The sequence below is a fragment of the Streptomyces misionensis genome (assembly GCF_900104815.1).
Classification (GTDB): domain Bacteria; phylum Actinomycetota; class Actinomycetes; order Streptomycetales; family Streptomycetaceae; genus Streptomyces; species Streptomyces misionensis.
On record NZ_FNTD01000004.1, the window covers coordinates 7,348,511 to 7,367,089 of the forward strand.

The 18,579-nt window shown below is 74.3% G+C and carries 1 protein-coding gene; it reads left to right on the forward strand.

What is annotated here, in order from left to right; genetic code table 11:
• Positions 1–26 precede the first annotated feature (26 nt).
• Complete coding sequence (locus BLW85_RS34320; protein WP_074995146.1) at positions 27–18,542, forward strand: type I polyketide synthase; 18,516 nt, start codon at positions 27–29, stop codon at positions 18,540–18,542.
• The last annotated feature ends 37 nt before the right edge of the window (positions 18,543–18,579 follow it).

Below are 18,579 nucleotides of genomic sequence, written 5' to 3' on the forward strand. Positions count from 1 at the left end.
ACGCACCGCTACCGAGGACGTAAAACATGTCGAACGACGACAAACTCCGGGACTACCTCAAGCGCGTGATGGTGGACCTGCGTCAGACCCGCAGGCAGCTGGGTGAGCTGGAGGCGAAGGACACCGAGCCCATCGCCATCGTCGGGATGTCCTGCCGCTACCCGGGCGGGGTCGGCTCGCCCGAGGACCTGTGGCGGCTGGTCGCGGAGGGCGGCGACGGCGTGTCCGAGTTCCCCGCCGACCGCGGCTGGGACCTGGACACCATCTACGACCCCGAGCCCGGCCGGACCGGCCGCACCTACGTCCGCCAGGGCGGATTCCTCGACGGGGCCGCCGAGTTCGACCCGGCGTTCTTCGGGATCTCGCCCCGCGAGGCCCTCGTCATGGACCCGCAGCAGCGGCTGCTCCTGCAGACCTCCTGGGAGGCATTCGAGCGCGCGGGCATCGACCCCACCACCGCGCGCGGCACCCGGGCCGGCGTGTTCATCGGCACCAACGGCCAGGACCACGCCTACCTCCAGCGGCAGGGCGACAGCGACATCGAGGCCCACCTCGTCACCGCGAACACCGCCGCCGTGGTGTCCGGCCGCGTCTCCTACGCCCTCGGCCTGGAAGGGCCGGCGGTCACCGTCGACACGGCCTGCTCGTCCTCGCTGGTCGCGCTCCACCTGGCCGCCCAGGCGCTGCGCAACGGCGAGTGCACGCTCGCCCTGACCGGCGGTGTGACCGTGATGGCCACGCCCCACACCTTCATCGCGTTCAGCGCGCAACGCGGCCTGTCACCCGACGGCCGCTGCCGCGCCTTCTCCTCGACCGCCGACGGCACAGGCATGTCCGAAGGCGTCGGCGTGCTCCTGCTGGAACGGCTGTCCGACGCCCGCCGCAACGGTCACCAGGTGCTGGCGGTCGTCCGCGGCAGCGCGGTCAACCAGGACGGCGCCTCCAACGGCCTCACGGCCCCGAACGGCCCCGCGCAGGAACGCGTCATCCGGCAGGCACTGGAGAACGCGCGCCTGACCGCCTCCCAGATCGACGCGGTCGAGGCGCACGGCACGGCCACCACCCTCGGCGACCCGATCGAGGCCGAGGCGCTGCTCGCCACCTACGGCCGCGAGCACCCGGCGGACCGGCCGCTGTGGCTGGGCTCCGTCAAGTCCAACATCGGCCACACCCAGGCGGCCTCCGGTGTGGCCGGTGTGATCAAGATGGTCATGGCCATCCGCAACGGCGTGCTGCCGCGCACGCTGCACGTGACCGAGCCGACCGCCCAGGTCGACTGGTCGGCGGGCGGCGTCAAGCTGCTCACCGAGGCCGTCGACTGGCCCGGGACGGACCATCCGCGCCGCGCCGCCGTCTCGTCCTTCGGCGTCAGCGGCACCAACGCGCACACCATCATCGAACAGGCCCCGGCCCCCGACGAGCAGCCCGCCGCCGAGCCGGCGGTCCCCCCGGCCGCCGCCGTCGCGCTGCCGTGGGTGCTGTCGGCGAGGACCGAGACGGCGCTGCGCGCCCAGGCCGAGCGCCTGCTCTCCCTGCTGAACGGCCGCCGCGACGGCGGGCCGGCCGACATCGGCCTCTCCCTCGCCACCACCCGCACCGCCTGGGACCGCCGCGCCGCCGTCGTCGGCACGAGCGTCGCCGAACTCACCGACGGGTTGAGGGCGCTGGCGAACGGAACCCCGTCCGCCGCCGTCCTCCAGAACACGACCCGCCATGGCGAGCGCACCGGCTTCCTGTTCTCGGGGCAGGGGTCCCAACGGGTCGGTATGGAGCGTGAGTTGTATGCCGCGTATCCGGTGTTCGCGGCGGCGTACGACGAGGTGTGTGCGCTGCTGGAGGCGCCGGTCGACGTCGATTCCGCGGAGCTGAACCAGACGGGTTGGACGCAGCCCGCGTTGTTCGCCGTTGAGGTGGCGTTGTTCCGGTTGCTGGAGTCGTGGGGTGTGCGGCCGGATTACGTGGCTGGTCATTCGGTGGGTGAGATCGCGGCGGCGCATGTGGCGGGTGCGCTGTCGTTGGAGGACGCCGCGAAGTTGGTGTCCGCGCGGGCCCGTCTCATGCAGGCGTTGCCTTCCGGTGGGGCGATGGTGGCGGTCCAGGCGACCGAGGACGAAGTACTGCCCTATCTGACCGAAGAGGTAGGGATCGCGGCCGTCAACGGTCCCCGGTCCGTGGTGGTTTCCGGTGCCGAGGACGCGGTGTCGGCGGTCGCTGAGGTCTTCGCCGAACAGGGCCGCAAAACCTCCCGGTTGAAGGTCAGCCATGCGTTCCATTCCCCTTTGATGGATCCGATGCTGGACGAGTTCGAGCAGGTCGTCCGGGGCCTGTCCTTCAACGAGCCGCGGATTCCGATCGTTTCGAACCTCACCGGCCGCTTGGCGGAGTCGTACACCCCGGAGTACTGGGTCCGACACGTCCGTGAGGCGGTCCGGTTCGCCGATGGCGTCCGTACCCTGCACGAGCTGGGTGTCACGACCTTCGTGGAGATCGGTCCGGGCAGTGTCCTCAGCGGGATGGCGCAGGGCTGTGTGGAGGACATCGTCACCATTCCCGTACTGCGCGCCGGCCGTTCCGAGCCGCAGGCCGTCGTCACCGCGCTCGCCGAACTGCACGTCCAGGGCACCGGAGTGGACTGGCACGCCTTCTTCCCCGGCGCCCGCCGCGTCGACCTGCCCACCTACGCCTTCCAGCAGCAGCGCTACTGGCTGGAGGCGCCAGAGGCCGAGACGGCCGCCGTGGACGCGGTCGACGCCGGGTTCTGGGCGAGCGTCGAGCGCGAGGACGCCCAGTCCCTCGCCGCGACGCTGGAGCTGAGCGCCGACGAACTGAACGTCGTCATACCGAAGTTGTCCGCGTGGCGGCGCCGACGGCGCGAGCAGTCCGCCGTGGACGACCGGCGCTACCGAGTGGTCTGGCAGCCGCTGAACGGCCTGTCCGCCGGCGACCTCTCCGGCCGCACATGGCTGTTCGCGGCGTCCGAGGACGACGAGGGGGCGCAGACGGTCCGCGCTGCCCTCGCCGGACGCGGCGCGCGCCTGGTCCCGCTGCCCGTCGCCGCCGACGCCGACCGTGCCACCCTGGCCGAGGAGCTGACCCGGGCCCTGGAAGGGGCGGGCGCGCCCGACGGAGTCCTGTCCCTGCTCGCGACCGACGAGACCGCCTCGCCCGAGCACCCCGCGCTCGCCCGGGGACTCGCGCTGACGGTCGCCCTGGCGCAGGCGCTGGGCGACACGGGCGTCGAGGCCCCGCTGTGGTGCGTCACCCGTGGCGCCGCCGCCACCGGCCGTGTCGACGACGCACCGCTCAGCGCGGTCCAGCACCAGGTGTGGGGCCTCGGCCGCGCCCTGGCCCTGGAGCACCCGGCGCGCTGGGGCGGCCTGATCGACCTGCCCGCCGCCGTCGACGAGCGGGCCGCCGGGCGCCTCGCCGCCGTACTGGGCCAGCGAACCGCCACGCCGCACGGCCGGGAGGACCAGGTCGCCGTCCGCGCCACCGGCGTGTTCACCGCCCGGCTCGCCCACGCCCCCAGCGGTACCGCGACCGCCCGGCCGTGGGCGCCGCGCGGCACCGTCCTGATCACCGGCGGAACGGGCGCGCTCGGCGGGCACCTCGCCCGCTGGCTCGCCGGAGCCGGAGCCGCACACCTGGTGCTCACCAGCCGCCGTGGCGCCGACGCCCCCGGAGCGACCGCGCTGAAGGCCGAACTGGAGGAACTGGGCACCCGCGTCACCCTCGCCGCATGCGACGTCGCCGACCGCGACGCGGTGGCGGCGCTGCTCACCGGACACACCTTCACCTCCGTCTTCCACGCGGCGGGCGTGGAACAGTTCGGCCCCTTCGACGCGTTGACGCCGGACGACTTCGCCCGCACCGTCGCGGCGAAGGCCCGCGGCGCCGCGCACCTGGACGAACTGCTGGGCGACCGCGAACTGGACGCCTTCGTCCTCTTCTCCTCGATCGCCGGCGTATGGGGAAGCGGACAACAGACCGCCTACGCCGCAGGCAACGCCTTCCTCGACGGGCTCGCCGCCCGGCGCCGGGCCCGGGGCCTGACCGCCACCGCGATCGCCTGGGGCCCCTGGGCCGACGGCGGCATGGTCTCCGGCACCGACGAGGAGCAACTGCGCCGCCGCGGCGTCCTCACCCTGCCCGCCGCACTCGCCGTGACCGCCGTCCAGCGCGCCCTGGACCGCGACGACACCGCCGTCGTCGTCGCCGACATCGACTGGGCGCGGTTCCTCGGGCCGTTCACCCTTGCCCGCCCGAGCGCCCTGCTGTCCGAGCTGCCCGAAGTGCTCGGCGCCCGCACCGCCGCACCGGCCGGCACCGCCACCGGCGCCGCGCCCCTGGCGGACCGGCTCGCCGGACTGCCGGAGCCCGAACGCGTGCGGACCCTGACCGACCTGGTCCGCGCACACGTCGCGGCCGTCCTCGGCCACTCCTCGGCGGCGGAGATCGAACCCGACCGGGCCTTCAAGGACCTCGGCTTCGACTCCCTGACCGCCGTCGAACTCCGCAACGAGGTCAACACGGTGACCGGCCTCAGCCTGCCCGCCACGCTGGTCTTCGACCACCCCAACGCCACCGCGCTGGCGCGCTTCCTCCAGAGCGAACTGCTCGGCACCCGGCCCGCCGCGCCGCAGGAGCGGCACACGGCCGCCACCGACGAGCCCATCGCCATCGTCGCCATGAGCTGCCACCTGCCCGGCGGCATCGACTCGCCCGAGGCCCTGTGGGACCTGGTGCTGTCCGGCGGCGACGCCATCTCGGAATTCCCCGCGAACCGCGGCTGGGACGTCGACGGGCTCTACGACCCCGACCCCGAGCGCCCCGGCAAGACGTACGCGCGCGACGGCGGCTTCCTGTACGACGCCACCGACTTCGACGCGGACTTCTTCGGGATCTCGCCGCGCGAGGCGCTGGCCATGGACCCGCAGCAGCGCCTCCTGCTGGAGACCTCCTGGGAGGCCTTCGAACGGGCCGGCCTCGGCCTCGCACAGCTGCGCGGCAGCCGCACCGGCGTCTTCGTCGGCATGGCCTACCAGGGCTACGGCGCCGATGTGCGCCACACCCCCGAGGGTGTCGAGGGACACCGGCTCGTCGGCGGCGCGTCCAGCGTCGTCTCCGGCCGGGTGGCCTACACCTTCGGCCTGGAAGGCCCCGCCGTCACGATCGACACCGCCTGCTCGTCCTCCCTGGTGGCCCTCCACCTGGCCATGCAGTCGCTGCGCGGCGGTGAGTGCTCGATGGCCCTGGCCGGTGGCGTCACCGTCATGGCGAGCCCCAACGTCTTCGTGGAGTTCAGCCGGCAGCGTGGCCTGTCGCCCGACGGCCGGTGCCGGGCGTTCGGCGCGGGCGCGGACGGCACCGGCTGGTCCGAGGGCGCCGGCGTGCTTCTCGTGGAGCGCCTCTCCGACGCCGTGCGCAACGGGCACGAGGTACTGGCCGTCGTGCGGGGGAGCGCGGTGAACCAGGACGGTGCGTCGAACGGTCTGACGGCGCCCAACGGTCCCGCGCAGCAGCGGGTGATCCGGCAGGCGCTGGCCTCGGCCGGGCTGACCCCGAGTGATGTGGATGCCGTGGAGGCGCATGGCACGGGGACGACGCTGGGCGACCCGATCGAGGCGCAGGCACTCCTCGCGACCTACGGCCAGGACCGCGAACGGCCGCTGCTGCTCGGCTCGTTGAAGTCCAACATCGGCCACACGCAGGCGGCTGCGGGCGTGGCCGGTGTGATCAAGATGGTGATGGCGATGCGGCACGGAATGCTGCCGCGGACCCTGCACGCCGACGAGCCGTCGCCGCACGTGGACTGGTCGTCCGGAGCCGTCCGCCTGCTCACCGAGGCCGTGGAGTGGCCCACGTCGGACCGCCCGCGCCGCGCCGCGATCTCGTCCTTCGGAGTCAGCGGCACCAACGCCCACACCATCGTCGAACAGGCGCCCCCCGCGGCCCAGTCGGCCCCGACACCCGACTCCGCGGACCTCGTGCCATGGGTGCTGTCGGGCAAGGGCGAACCGGCACTGCGCGCCCAGGCGGCCCGCCTCGCCGGCCACCTCGACGCGCACGACGGCTGGACGGCCTCCGACATCGGTCTCTCCCTGGCCTCCCGCGAGACGTTCGAGAACCGCGCGGTCGTCGTCGCGCGAAACCCCGACGAGCTCCGGCAGGCACTCACCGCCCTCGCCACCGGCGAACCGGCCGCGAACGTGACTTCGGGCCGCGCCGGTGCCGGGGGCAAGGTCGGTTTCCTGTTCTCGGGTCAGGGTTCGCAGCGGCTTGGTATGGGGCGTGAACTGTACGCGGCGTACCCCGTGTTCGCCGATGCGTACGACGAGGTGTGCGCGCGTGTGGACGCACCGGTGGATGTGGATGCCGAGTCGCTGCATCGGACCGGGTGTGCTCAGCCCGCGCTCTTCGCGGTGGAGGTGGCGCTGTTCCGCCTCCTCGAATCCTGGGGGGTGCGGCCCGATGTCGTCGTGGGCCACTCCGTGGGGGAGATCGCGGCGGCGCACGTGGCTGGTGCGCTGTCCTTGGACGACGCGGCGAAGCTGGTCTCCGCGCGCGCCGCGCTGATGCAGGCCCTGCCCGCGGGCGGCGCGATGGTCGCCGTACAGGCCACCGAAGCGGAAGTGCTGCCTCACCTCACCGAGGAGGTGACCGTCGCCGCCGTCAACGGGCCCTCCTCGGTGGTGATCTCCGGGGCCGAGGCGGCGGTCCTGGCGATCGCCGGGGACTTCGCCCGACAGGGCCGTAAGACGTCCCGGTTGAACGTCAGTCACGCGTTCCACTCGCCGCTGATGGACCCGATGCTGGAGGAGTTCGCCCGCGTCGTCAGCGGGCTGGTGCTCAACAAGCCGCGCATCCCGGTCGTTTCGAATCTGACGGGTGCTCTGGTCGAGTCGTACACCCCGGAGTACTGGGTGCGGCATGTGCGTGCGGCGGTCCGGTTCGCCGACGGCATCGAGACACTTCACGACCTCGGAGTCCGGGCGTATGTGGAGATCGGTCCCGGTGGAGTCCTGAGCGGCATGGCGCAGGGCTGCCTGGAGGACGTCGTCACCGTGCCCGCCCTGCGCGGCGACCGCCCGGAACCACAGGCCCTGCTCGGCGCCCTCGCCGAGCTGTACGTGCACGGACTCTCCCCGGACTGGCGGGCGTTGTTCCCCGGCGCCCACCGGGTCCCCCTGCCCACCTACGCCTTCCAGCGGGAGCGGTTCTGGCTGGAGGGGGACGAGGACCCGGCCGCCGTCGGCACCCCGGCGGACGCGGCGGACTCCGGCTTCTGGGACAGCGTGGAGCGCGAGGACGCGCAGTCCCTCGCCGCGACCCTGGGCGTCAGCGCGGACGCCTCGCTGAGCGCGCTTCTGCCCAGGCTGTCCGCGTGGCGCAGACAGCGCCGCGAGCAGTCCGAAGTGGACGGCTGGCGCTACCGCGTCACCTGGAAGCCGCTCGGCGCGCTCCCGGGGCCGGGCGCGTCCGGGACCTGGCTGCTCGTCGTGGCGGAGGACAGCGAGTGGACCGCCTCGGTCCGCACCGCGCTCGGCGAGCACGGCCTGGACCTGGTGACGCTCGTCGCCGGGCCCGGCACCGACCGCGCCACCCTCGCCCGCGAGCTGGCCGACGCCGGCCCGGTGGCGGGCGTCCTGTCCCTGCTCGCCGAGGCCGACGGCACCCCGACCGGGCACCCCGGCCTCTCGTACGGCCTCGCCGGGACCCTCTGCCTGGTGCAGGCGCTCGGGGACGCGGGCGTCGAGGCGCCGCTGTGGTGCGCCACGCGCGGCGCGGTGGCCACCGGCCGCTCCGACCGCGTGGACCGCCCCCGGCAGGCCCAGGTGTGGGGCTTCGGCCGGGCGGCCGCGCTCGAACACCCGCGGCGCTGGGGCGGATTGGTCGATCTTCCCGACCGGCTGGACGACCGTGCCGCCGCCCGGCTGGCCGCCGTCCTGGGGCAGGCGACCGAGGACCAGGTGGCGATCCGCGCCTCGGGCGTCCACGGGCGCCGGCTCGTCCGGGCCGCCCGCGCCACCGGCCCCGCCCAAGGGTGGGTGCCGCGCGGCACGGTGCTGGTCACGGGGGGTACGGGGGCGCTGGGCGGGCATGTCGCCCGCTGGCTGGCCGGTGCGGGTGCGGAGCACCTGGTGCTCACCAGCCGCCGGGGCCTCGACGCGCCGGGCGCGACGGAACTCGTCGCGGAACTGGAACAGGGGGGCGTGCGGGTGACCGTCGCCGCGTGTGACGTCGCCGACCGTGCCGCGCTGGCCGCGCTGCTCGCCGAGCACCCGGTGAACGCCGTCGTCCACGCCGCGGGCGTCGGCGACCACGCCATGATCGAGGACTGCGACCCGGCCGGGTTCGCGGGCACGGTCGCGGCCAAGGCCGCGGGCGCCACACACCTGGACGAACTGCTGGCCGACCGGGAACTCGACGCATTCGTCATGTTCTCCTCCGGCGCCGGCGTCTGGGGCGGCGCCGGACAGGCCGCCTACGCGGCGGCCAACGCCTACCTGGACGCCCTCGCCGAGCACCGGCGGGCGCACGGGCGCTCCGCGCTCGCCATCGCCTGGGGCGGCTGGGCCGACGGCGGCATGGCGCGGGTCGGCGACGGCGAGGAGATGCTGCGCCGCCGCGGCCTGCCACCGATGCGGCCCGCCCTCGCGCTGTCCGCGCTCCGGCAGGCGCTCGCCGACGACGAGACCACGCTCACCGTCGCCGACTTCGAGTGGGAACGGTTCATCGGCCCCTTCACCGTCACCCGGCCCAGCGCCCTGTTCGCGGACGTGCCCGAGGCGCGCCACGCCCTCGCGGCCCCGGCCACGGACGGCGCGCGGGCCGGCAACGCGCTCGCCGCGCGGCTGACCGGGCTGCCGGCGGGCGAGCAGGACCGCGCACTGGTCGATCTGGTCCGCACGCAGGCCGCCGCCGTCCTCGGCCACGACGGACCGGCCGCGGTGGAGCCCGGCAGGGCCTTCAACGACCTCGGCTTCGACTCGCTCACCGCCGTCGAACTACGCAACAAACTCAGCGCCGACACCGGCCTGAAACTGCCCACCACCCTGGTCTTCGACCACCCGAACGCCACCGCCCTCGCCCGGTTCCTGCGCGCCGAACTCCTCGGCGCGCAGGGCACCGCGGGACCGGAGCCGCGCACGGCCGCCGCCGACGACGAGCCCATCGCGATCGTCGCCATGAGCTGCCGCCTCCCCGGCGGCGTCGACTCCCCCGAGGAGCTGTGGCGGCTCGTCACGTCCGGCGGCGACGCCATCACCGCCTTCCCCGAGGACCGCGGCTGGGACGTCGAGAACCTCTACGACCCCGACCCGGGCACCCCCGGCAGGACGTACGCGCGCGGCGGCGGATTCCTGCACGACGCGGGCGACTTCGACGCGGCACTGTTCGGGATCTCCCCGCGCGAGGCGCTCGCCATGGACCCCCAGCAGCGTCTCCTGCTGGAGACCACGTGGGAGGCGTTCGAGCGGGCCGGCATCGACCCGGCCGCCATGCGCGGCAGCCGCACCGGCGTGTTCGTCGGCATGTCCTACCAGGGCTACGGCGCGGGCCTCCCGCAGGTCCCCGAGGGAGTCGAGGGGCATCTGCTCACCGGCAGCGCCGCGAGCGTCGTCTCCGGGCGGGTGGCCTACACGTTCGGCCTGGAGGGCCCGGCGGTCACCGTCGACACGGCGTGCTCGTCGTCGCTGGTGGCCCTGCACCTGGCCATCCAGTCGCTGCGGGGCGGCGAAAGCACCATGGCCGTCGCGGGCGGGGTGAACGTCATGGCCGTACCCGCCGCGTTCGTCGAGTTCAGCCGGCAGCGCGGCCTGTCCGCCGACGGCCGCTGCAAGGCGTTCGGCGCCGGCGCGGACGGCACCGGCTGGGCGGAGGGCGCCGGAGTGGTGCTGGTGGAGCGGCTGTCCGACGCCGTGCGCAACGGGCACGAGGTGCTGGCGGTCGTGCGGGGCAGCGCGGTCAACCAGGACGGCGCGTCCAACGGCCTGACCGCGCCCAACGGCCCCGCACAGCAGCGCGTCATCCGCCAGGCCCTCGCCTCCGCCGGACTCACCGAGACCGACGTCGACGCGGTGGAGGCACACGGCACGGGCACGACGCTGGGCGACCCGATCGAGGCGCAGGCCCTGCTCGCCACGTACGGGCGGGAACGGCCCGCGGACCGGCCGCTGTGGCTGGGCTCGCTCAAGTCCAACATCGGCCACGCCCAGGCGGCTTCCGGCGTCGCCGGGGTGATCAAAATGGTGCTGGCGATGCGGCACGGTGTGCTGCCGCGGACCCTGCACGCCGACGAGCCGTCGCCGCACGTGGACTGGTCGGCGGGCGCGGTACGGCTGCTGACCGAGGCCGTCGACTGGCCGGAGACCGGCCGCCCGCGCCGGGCCGCCGTGTCCTCCTTCGGGGTCAGCGGCACCAACGCGCACACGATCATCGAGCAGGCGCCGGTGGCCGAACCGGCCGCCGTCGCCCCGGTCGAGGTCGCCTCCGCGACCGTGCCGTGGGTGCTGTCCGGCAACACCGAGGCGGCGCTGCGCGCCCAGGCCGAACGCCTGCTGTCCTTGGCCGCCGACGACACCGGACCGTCCCTCGCCGACATCGGCTTCTCGCTGGCCACCACCCGGACCGCCCTGGAACACCGCGCCGCCGTGCTCGGCGCCGACCGCGACCGGATCGCCGCGGACCTGCGAGCCCTTGCCTCGGGGGCGCCCGCCCCCGAAGTCGTCCTCGGCCGCGCCGACACCGGCCAGGTCGGCTTCCTGTTCTCCGGACAGGGCTCACAACACACCGGAATGGGACGCGAGTTGTACGCGGCGTTCCCCGTCTTCGCCGAGGCGTACGACGAGATGTGCGCCCACCTCGACCGACACCTCGACCGGCCGCTGCGGGACGTGGCGTTCGGCGAGCACGACCACGAGGACGGCGCGGACCTGAACCGCACCGCCTTCACCCAGCCCGCGCTGTTCGCGCACGAGGTCGCCGTCCACCGGCTGCTGGAGTCCTGGGGCGTACGACCGGACTACCTGGCCGGACACTCCGTGGGCGAGATCGCGGCCGCGCACGTGTCCGGCGCCCTGTCGCCGGAGGACGCCGCCACCCTGGTGACGGCCCGCGCCGCGCTGATGCAGGCCCTGCCCGCGGGCGGCGCGATGGTCGCCGTACAGGCCACCGAAGAGGAAGTACTGCCCCACCTCACCGAGGAGGTGACCGTCGCCGCCGTCAACGGCCCCTCCTCGGTGGTGATCTCCGGAACCGAGACGGCGATCCTGGCGATCGCCGGGGACTTCGCCCGACAGGGCCGCAAGACGTCCCGGTTGAACGTCAGCCACGCCTTCCACTCGCCGCTGATGGAACCGATGCTGGAGGAGTTCGCCCGCGTCGCCGGCGGGCTGCGCTTCGACACGCCCAGGACACCGGTCGTCTCCAACCTCACCGGCGAACTCGTCGGCACGTACACGGCGGACTACTGGGTCCGGCACGTCCGCGAGGCCGTGCGCTTCGCCGACGGCATCCGGACCCTGGGCGAGCTGGGCGTGACCACGTTCGTGGAGACCGGCCCCGGCACGGTGCTCAGCGCCCTGACCCAGGGCTGCCTGGACGGCGCGGTCACCATCGCCTCCACCCGGACCGGCCGCCCCGAGCCGGAGGCCGTCACCGGCGCCGTCGCCCGGCTGCACACGCACGGCGTCGCCGTCGACTGGCAGGCGTTCTTCACCGGCCGCGGCGCCCGGCGCACCCACCTGCCCACCTACGCCTTCCAGCACCAGCGGTACTGGCTGCGGACCGCCGCGCCCACGGCCACCGCCGCGGACACCGACCCCGTGGAAGCCGGATTCTGGGAGACGGTGGAACGCGAGGACGCCCAGTCCCTCGCCACCACCCTCGACCTGCCCGCCGAACAGCTGGACGCGGTGCTGCCCCGGTTGTCCGCCTGGCGCCGGCAGCGGCGCCGGGACTCCGCCGTCCAGGGCTGGACCTACCGCACCGGCTGGCAACCGCTCGACGGCCTGCGGACGCACGAGCTGACGGGCCACTGGCTGCTCCTGGCCCCCGAAGACGTCTCGGCCACCGAGGACCCGTCGGCCTCCGAGAACCCTTCGGCCACCGAGGCGGCCGCGGCCACCGGGGGTCGCCCGACGGACGGGGGCCCCTCGGACGTCGAGTGGGCCGCCGCCGTCGCCGACGGGCTCGCCGCGCGCGGGGCCCGGCTGATCCGGCTGGCGGTCGACCCGGCCGCCGACCGTGACACGCTGCCGCGCCTGCTCGGCGACGCCGTACACGAGACCCCGGTCGACGGAGTGATCTCCCTGCTGGGCACCCACGAGCGGCCCCACGCCGCCCACCCGGCCCTCTCCGCCGGCACCGCGCTGACCCTCGCGCTCGTCCAGGCCCTGGGCGACGCGGGCATCGACGCCCCGCTCTGGACGCTGACCCGCACCGCCGTGAGCACCGGCCGCGCGGACGCCGTGCCCAGCGCCGTCCAGCAGGCCGTCTGGGGGCTGGGCCGGGTGGCGGCGCTGGAGCACGCGGCGCGCTGGGGCGGGCTGGTCGATCTGCCGGGCACGGTGGACGAGCGGGTCGCCGGTCGTCTCGCCGCGGTGCTCGCCCAGTCGGCCGAGGACCAGGTCGCGGTCCGCGCCCACGGCGTCTTCGGCCGCAGGCTCACCCACGCCCCCGCCCGCCGAGATCCGCAGGGCGACCGTTCGTGGTCACCGCGCGGCACGGTGCTGGTCACCGGGGGTACGGGTGCGCTGGGCGGGCATGTCGCCCGCTGGCTGGCCGGTGCGGGTGCGGAGCACCTGGTGCTCACCAGCCGCCGGGGCCTCGACGCGCCGGGCGCGACGGAGCTGGTCGCGGAACTGGAGGGGACGGGCGTCCGGGTCACCGTGGCCGCCTGTGACGTCGCCGACCGTGCCGCGCTGGCCGCACTGCTCGCCGAGCACCCGGTCGACGCCGTCTTCCACACGGCGGGCATGGACCACCTGGAGCCGCTGGACACCATGACCCCGGGCGCCTTCGCCGACGTGCTGTCCGCCAAGGCGGCCGGCGCCCGCCACCTCCACGAACTGCTCGCCGGACGGGAGTTGGACGCCTTCGTCCTCTTCTCCTCCATCGCCGGAGTGTGGGGCAGCGGCCACCAAGCCGCCTACGCCGCGGCCAACGCCCTCCTCGACGGGCTCGCCGAACACCGTCGCGCCCAGGGCCTGCCGGCGACCGCCGTGGCCTGGGGCCCGTGGGCCGGCGGCGGCATGGCCGAGGGCGACGGCGCCGGCGAACGACTGCGCCGCCGCGGCCTGCTCCCGATGCCCCCCGCGCTCGCCGTGGCCGCCCTCCGACAGGCGCTGGACGCCGGCGCGGCGACCACCACCGTCGCCGACGTCGACTGGGAACGCTTCCTGCCCCCCTTCACCGTGGTCCGGCCCAGCGCCCTGCTCGGCGACCTCCCGGAGGCCGCGCAGATCCGTACCCCCGACGAACCCGGCACGGCCGCCGCCTCACCCATGGCCGACCGCCTCGCGGGAATGCCCGAGACCGAACAGCACGCCCTGCTGGTGGACCTCGTCCGGACCCACGCGGCGGCCGTCCTCGGCCACAGCGGCGCCCGCGAGGTCGAGGCCGACCGCGCCTTCAAGGACCTCGGCTTCGACTCCCTGACCGCCGTCGAACTGCGCGACAGGCTCAACACGGCGACCGGCCTCTCCCTCCCGCCCACCCTGGTCTTCGACCACCCCAACGCCCACGTCCTGGCACGGCAGTTGCGCACCGAACTCACCGGCCGCACCGCCACGACCACACCCGAGACGGCCGCCGCGCCCGCCGCGGACGACGACCCCATCGCGATCGTGGGCATGGCGTGCCGGTATCCGGGTGGGGTGCGGTCGCCGGAGGACCTGTGGCGGCTGGTGGTGTCCGGCGGCGACGCGGTCGGTGACTTCCCCGTGGACCGTGGCTGGGACGTGGACGGCATCTACGACCCGGACCCGGAAGCGGCGGGGAAGACGTACGCGCGCCGGGGTGGATTCCTGTACGAGGCGGGGGAGTTCGACGCGGGGTTCTTCGGGATCAGTCCGCGGGAGGCCGTGGCGATGGATCCGCAGCAGCGGTTGCTGCTGGAGACGACGTGGGAGGCGTTCGAGCGGGCGGGCATCGACGCGGAGTCGGTGCGGGGCAGCCGTACCGGTGTCTTCGTCGGCTCCGGCTACCAGGACTACGCCGCCCAGGCCTTCCACGCCGTCGACGACTCCGAGGGCTTCTTCGGCACGGGCAACTCCGCGAGCATCATGTCGGGCCGCATCGCCTACACCTTCGGCCTGGAGGGTCCCGCCGTCACCGTCGACACGGCCTGCTCGTCCTCGCTGGTGGCCCTGCACTGGGCGATCCAGGCGCTGCGCGGCGGCGAGTGCTCGATGGCCCTGGCCGGCGGCGTGATGGTCATGTCCACCCCACGAGCCTTCGTCGAGTTCAGCCGGCAGCGCGGGCTGGCCCCCGACGGCCGCTGCAAGGCGTTCGGCGCCGGCGCGGACGGCACGGGCTGGGCGGAGGGCGTGGGCATGCTCCTGGTGGAGCGGCTGTCCGACGCCCGCAGGAACGGGCACGAGGTGCTGGCCGTCGTGCGGGGCAGTGCGGTGAACCAGGACGGTGCGTCGAACGGTCTGACGGCGCCCAACGGTCCCGCGCAGCAGCGGGTGATCCGGCAGGCGCTGGCCTCGGCCGGGCTGTCTCCCGCCCAGGTCGACGCCGTGGAAGCGCACGGCACCGGCACGACGCTGGGCGACCCGATCGAGGCGCAGGCACTCCTCGCGACCTACGGCCAGGACCGTGAACGGCCGCTGCTGCTGGGCTCGTTGAAGTCGAACATCGGGCACGCGCAGGCGGCCGCGGGTGTGGCCGGTGTGATCAAGATGGTGCTGGCGATGCGGCACGGTGTGCTGCCGCGGACCCTGCACGCGGACGAGCCGTCGCCGCACGTGGACTGGTCGGCGGGCGCGGTACGGCTGCTGACCGAGGCCGTCGACTGGCCGGAGACCGGCCGCCCGCGCCGGGCCGCCGTCTCGTCCTTCGGGGTCAGCGGCACCAACGCCCACACCATCCTCGAACAGGCACCGCCGGCCCCGTTCGAGGAGCCCGCCACCGGCCCGGCCCTCGTGCCCTGGGTACTCTCCGCCAAGACCGGCACCGCACTGCGCGACCAGGCACGACGACTGCTGGCCTTCCTGGACGACGGCACCTCACCGGCCGATGCCGGGTTCTCGCTGGCCACCACGCGCACCGCCCTGCGCCACAGGGCCGCCGTCATCGGCGAGACCCTGGACGACTTCCGCCACGGGCTGCGCTGCCTGACCGACGGAACACCGTCCCCCACAGTCGTCCAGGGCCGACCGGGGGGCAAGGTCGGCTTCCTGTTCTCGGGCCAGGGTTCGCAGCGCCTCGGCATGGGGCGCGAACTGTACGCGGCGTACCCCGTGTTCGCCGATGCGTACGACGGAGTGTGTGCGCGTCTGGATGTGCCGGTGGATGTGGATGCCGAGTCGCTGCATCGGACGGGGTGTGCGCAGCCGGCGTTGTTCGCGGTCGAGGTGGCGTTGTTCCGGCTGCTGGAATCGTGGGGTGTGCGGCCGGATTATGTGGCGGGTCATTCGGTGGGGGAGATCGCCGCGGCGCACGTGGCCGGGGTGTTGTCGCTGGACGATGCCGTGCGGTTGGTGTCGGCGCGTGCCGCACTGATGGAGGCGCTTCCTCGCGGCGGTGCGATGGTCGCCGTGCAGGCGACGGAGGAGGAAGTGCTGCCGCACTTGTCCGACGGGGTCGGTGTCGCGGCGGTCAACGGGCCCCGGTCCGTGGTGATCTCCGGGACCGAGGCGGCGGTCCTGGCGATCGCCGGGGACTTCGCCCGACAGGGACGTAAGACGTCCCGGTTGAAGGTCAGTCACGCGTTCCACTCGCCGCTGATGGAGCCGATGCTGGAGGAGTTCGCCCGCGTCGTCGGCGGGCTGGTGTTCAACAAGCCGCGCACCCCTGTCGTTTCGAATCTGACAGGTGGTCTGGTCGAGTCGTACGGCCCGGAGTACTGGGTGCGGCATGTGCGTGAGGCGGTCCGGTTCGCCGACGGCATCGAGACCCTGCACGGCCTTGGTGTGACCACGTTCGTGGAGATCGGTCCCGGTGGAGTCCTGAGCGGCATGGCGCAGGGATGCCTGGAGGACGTCGTCACCGTGCCGGTGCTGCGAGCGGAGCGTCCTGAGCGGTCGGCGCTGGTGACGGGCCTGGCCCAACTGCACACGTGTGGCGTGCCGGTGGACTGGAAGGTGTTCTTCGCGGGCGCGCGCAGGACCGGTCTGCCGACGTACGCCTTCCAGCACGAGCGGTACTGGGTCGAGCCGCCGGAGCCTGTCGCCGCCGTGGTGGACCCGGTGGAGGCGGAGTTCTGGGAGACGGTGGAGCGTGAGGATCTGGCGGCCCTCGCGCAGACGCTGGACGTCCAGGCGGGGGACACGTTCGGCGAGGTACTGCCCAGGCTCTCGTCCTGGCGGCGGCAGCGCAGGGAGCGAGCCGCCGTGGACGGCTGGCGCTACGACATCACCTGGAAGGCGCTGTCCGACACTGCGTTCAACGGGCCCGGAAGGAAAGGGATTTGGCTGGTCCCGGTGAGCGCCGGGAGTCTCGGCGACGACTGGGCCGGCGCGTGCCTGCGCGCGCTGACCGAGCGGGGCCTGACCGTGCTGCCCGTCCCGGTCGAGCCGGCCACGGACCGTACGGACCTGGCCGCCCGACTCGCCGACGCGGCCGGCGACGAGAGCGTGGCGGGCGTCTTGTCGCTGCTCGCCGTCGACGGAGAGGCCGCCCCGGCGGCGGCCGGGCTGACCGTCGGTGTCGCACTGACCGTCCTGCTCGTCCAGGCACTCGGTGACGCGGACATCGACGCACCGCTGTGGTGCGCGACCCGGAACGCGGTGGGCGTGGACCCCGCCGACGAGGTGGCGGAGCCGTACCAGTCCCAGGTCTGGGGTCTGGGCCGGGTGGCGGCGCTGGAGCACGCGGCGCGCTGGGGCGGGCTGGTCGATCTGCCGGGCACGGTGGACGAGCGGGTCGCCGGTCGTCTCGCCGCGGTGCTCGCCCAGTCGGCCGAGGACCAGGTCGCGGTCCGCGCCCACGGCGTGTTCGCGCGGCGCCTGACGCGGCTGCCCGCGACCCGCGGCAACAGCTCCTGGTCACCGCGCGGCACGGTGCTGGTCACGGGGGGTACGGGTGCGCTGGGCGGGCATGTCGCCCGCTGGCTCGCGGGTGCGGGCGCGGAGCACCTGGTGCTCACCAGCCGCCGGGGCCTCGACGCGCCGGGCGCGACGGAGCTGGTCGCGGAACTGGAACAGGGGGGCGTGCGGGTGACCGTCGCCGCGTGTGACGTCGCCGACCGTGCCGCGCTGGCCGCGCTGCTCGCCGAGCACCCGGTGAACGCCGTCGTCCACGCGGCCGGCACCGCCGAGGCGGGCATGCTCGCCGAGACGAGCCTCGGCGACTTCGCGGCGACGGTCGGCGCGAAGGCCCTCGGGGCCGCGCATCTCCACGAACTGCTCGGTGAACGGGAGTTGGACGCCTTCGTCCTCTTCTCCTCCATCGCCGGGGTGTGGGGAGGCGGCGGACAGGCCGCATACTCGGCCGCGAACGCCTTCCTCGACGGTCTGGCGCAGCACCGGCGGGCCCGGGGCCTCGCCGCGACCTCGATCGCCTGGGGGCCGTGGGCCGAGGGCGGCATGGTCGCCGACACCGGGGACGAGGAACGGCTGCGCCGACGCGGGCTGACCGCGCTGCGCCCGGACCGCGCGCTCCGGGCGCTGCACGGCGCGCTGAGCGGCGGGGACGGCACCCTCACCGTGGCGGACGTGGACTGGGCACGGTTCGTCGTCCCGTTCACCCTCGGCAGGCCGAGCCCGCTGCTCGGCGATCTCCCCGAGGTCGGGGAGGCCCTCGCGCGGCGGCCCGCCGAGGATGCCGGGGAGCGGACCGCGGAACCGTCGGCCCTGAGGGAGAGGCTGGCGGCGCTGCCCGAGGACGAACGGCGACGCCTGCTCGTGGACACGGTGCGCGCGCACGCGGCCGCCGTACTCGGCCACGGCGGACCCGGCGCGGTCGAACCGGACCTGGCGTTCCGGGACCTCGGCTTCGACTCCCTCACCGCGGTGGAGCTGCGCAACCTGCTCACCGCCGACACCGGCCTGACTCTGCCCGCGACGCTGGTCTTCGACCACCCCACCCCCGAGGCGATCGCCCGCCACCTCGACGCCGAACTCGCCGGCGACGCGAGGGCCGACGAGATCTCGGTCTTCAGCGAGCTGGACCGGCTGGAGTCGGTCATCTCGACGGCCACCGCCGCCGAGGAGACGGTCCGGTCCGGGGTGCGCAGGCGGCTTCAGGAACTGCTGGCCCTCGTGAACTCCGCCCAGGAACAGCCCGCGGAATCGGCCGAAGCGCGGCGGCAGCTCCAGGACGCGACGGTCGACGACATCTTCGACCTGATCGATCAAGATCTAGAAATTTCCTAGTTCTTGGCGCTCTACCTTTGACGACAGCCGAGGACGG

Coding starts and splice junctions, on each gene's coding strand:
- BLW85_RS34320 (WP_074995146.1), top strand. CDS start 27: ATGTCGAACGACGACAAACTCCGGGACTACCTCAAGCGCGTGATGGTG.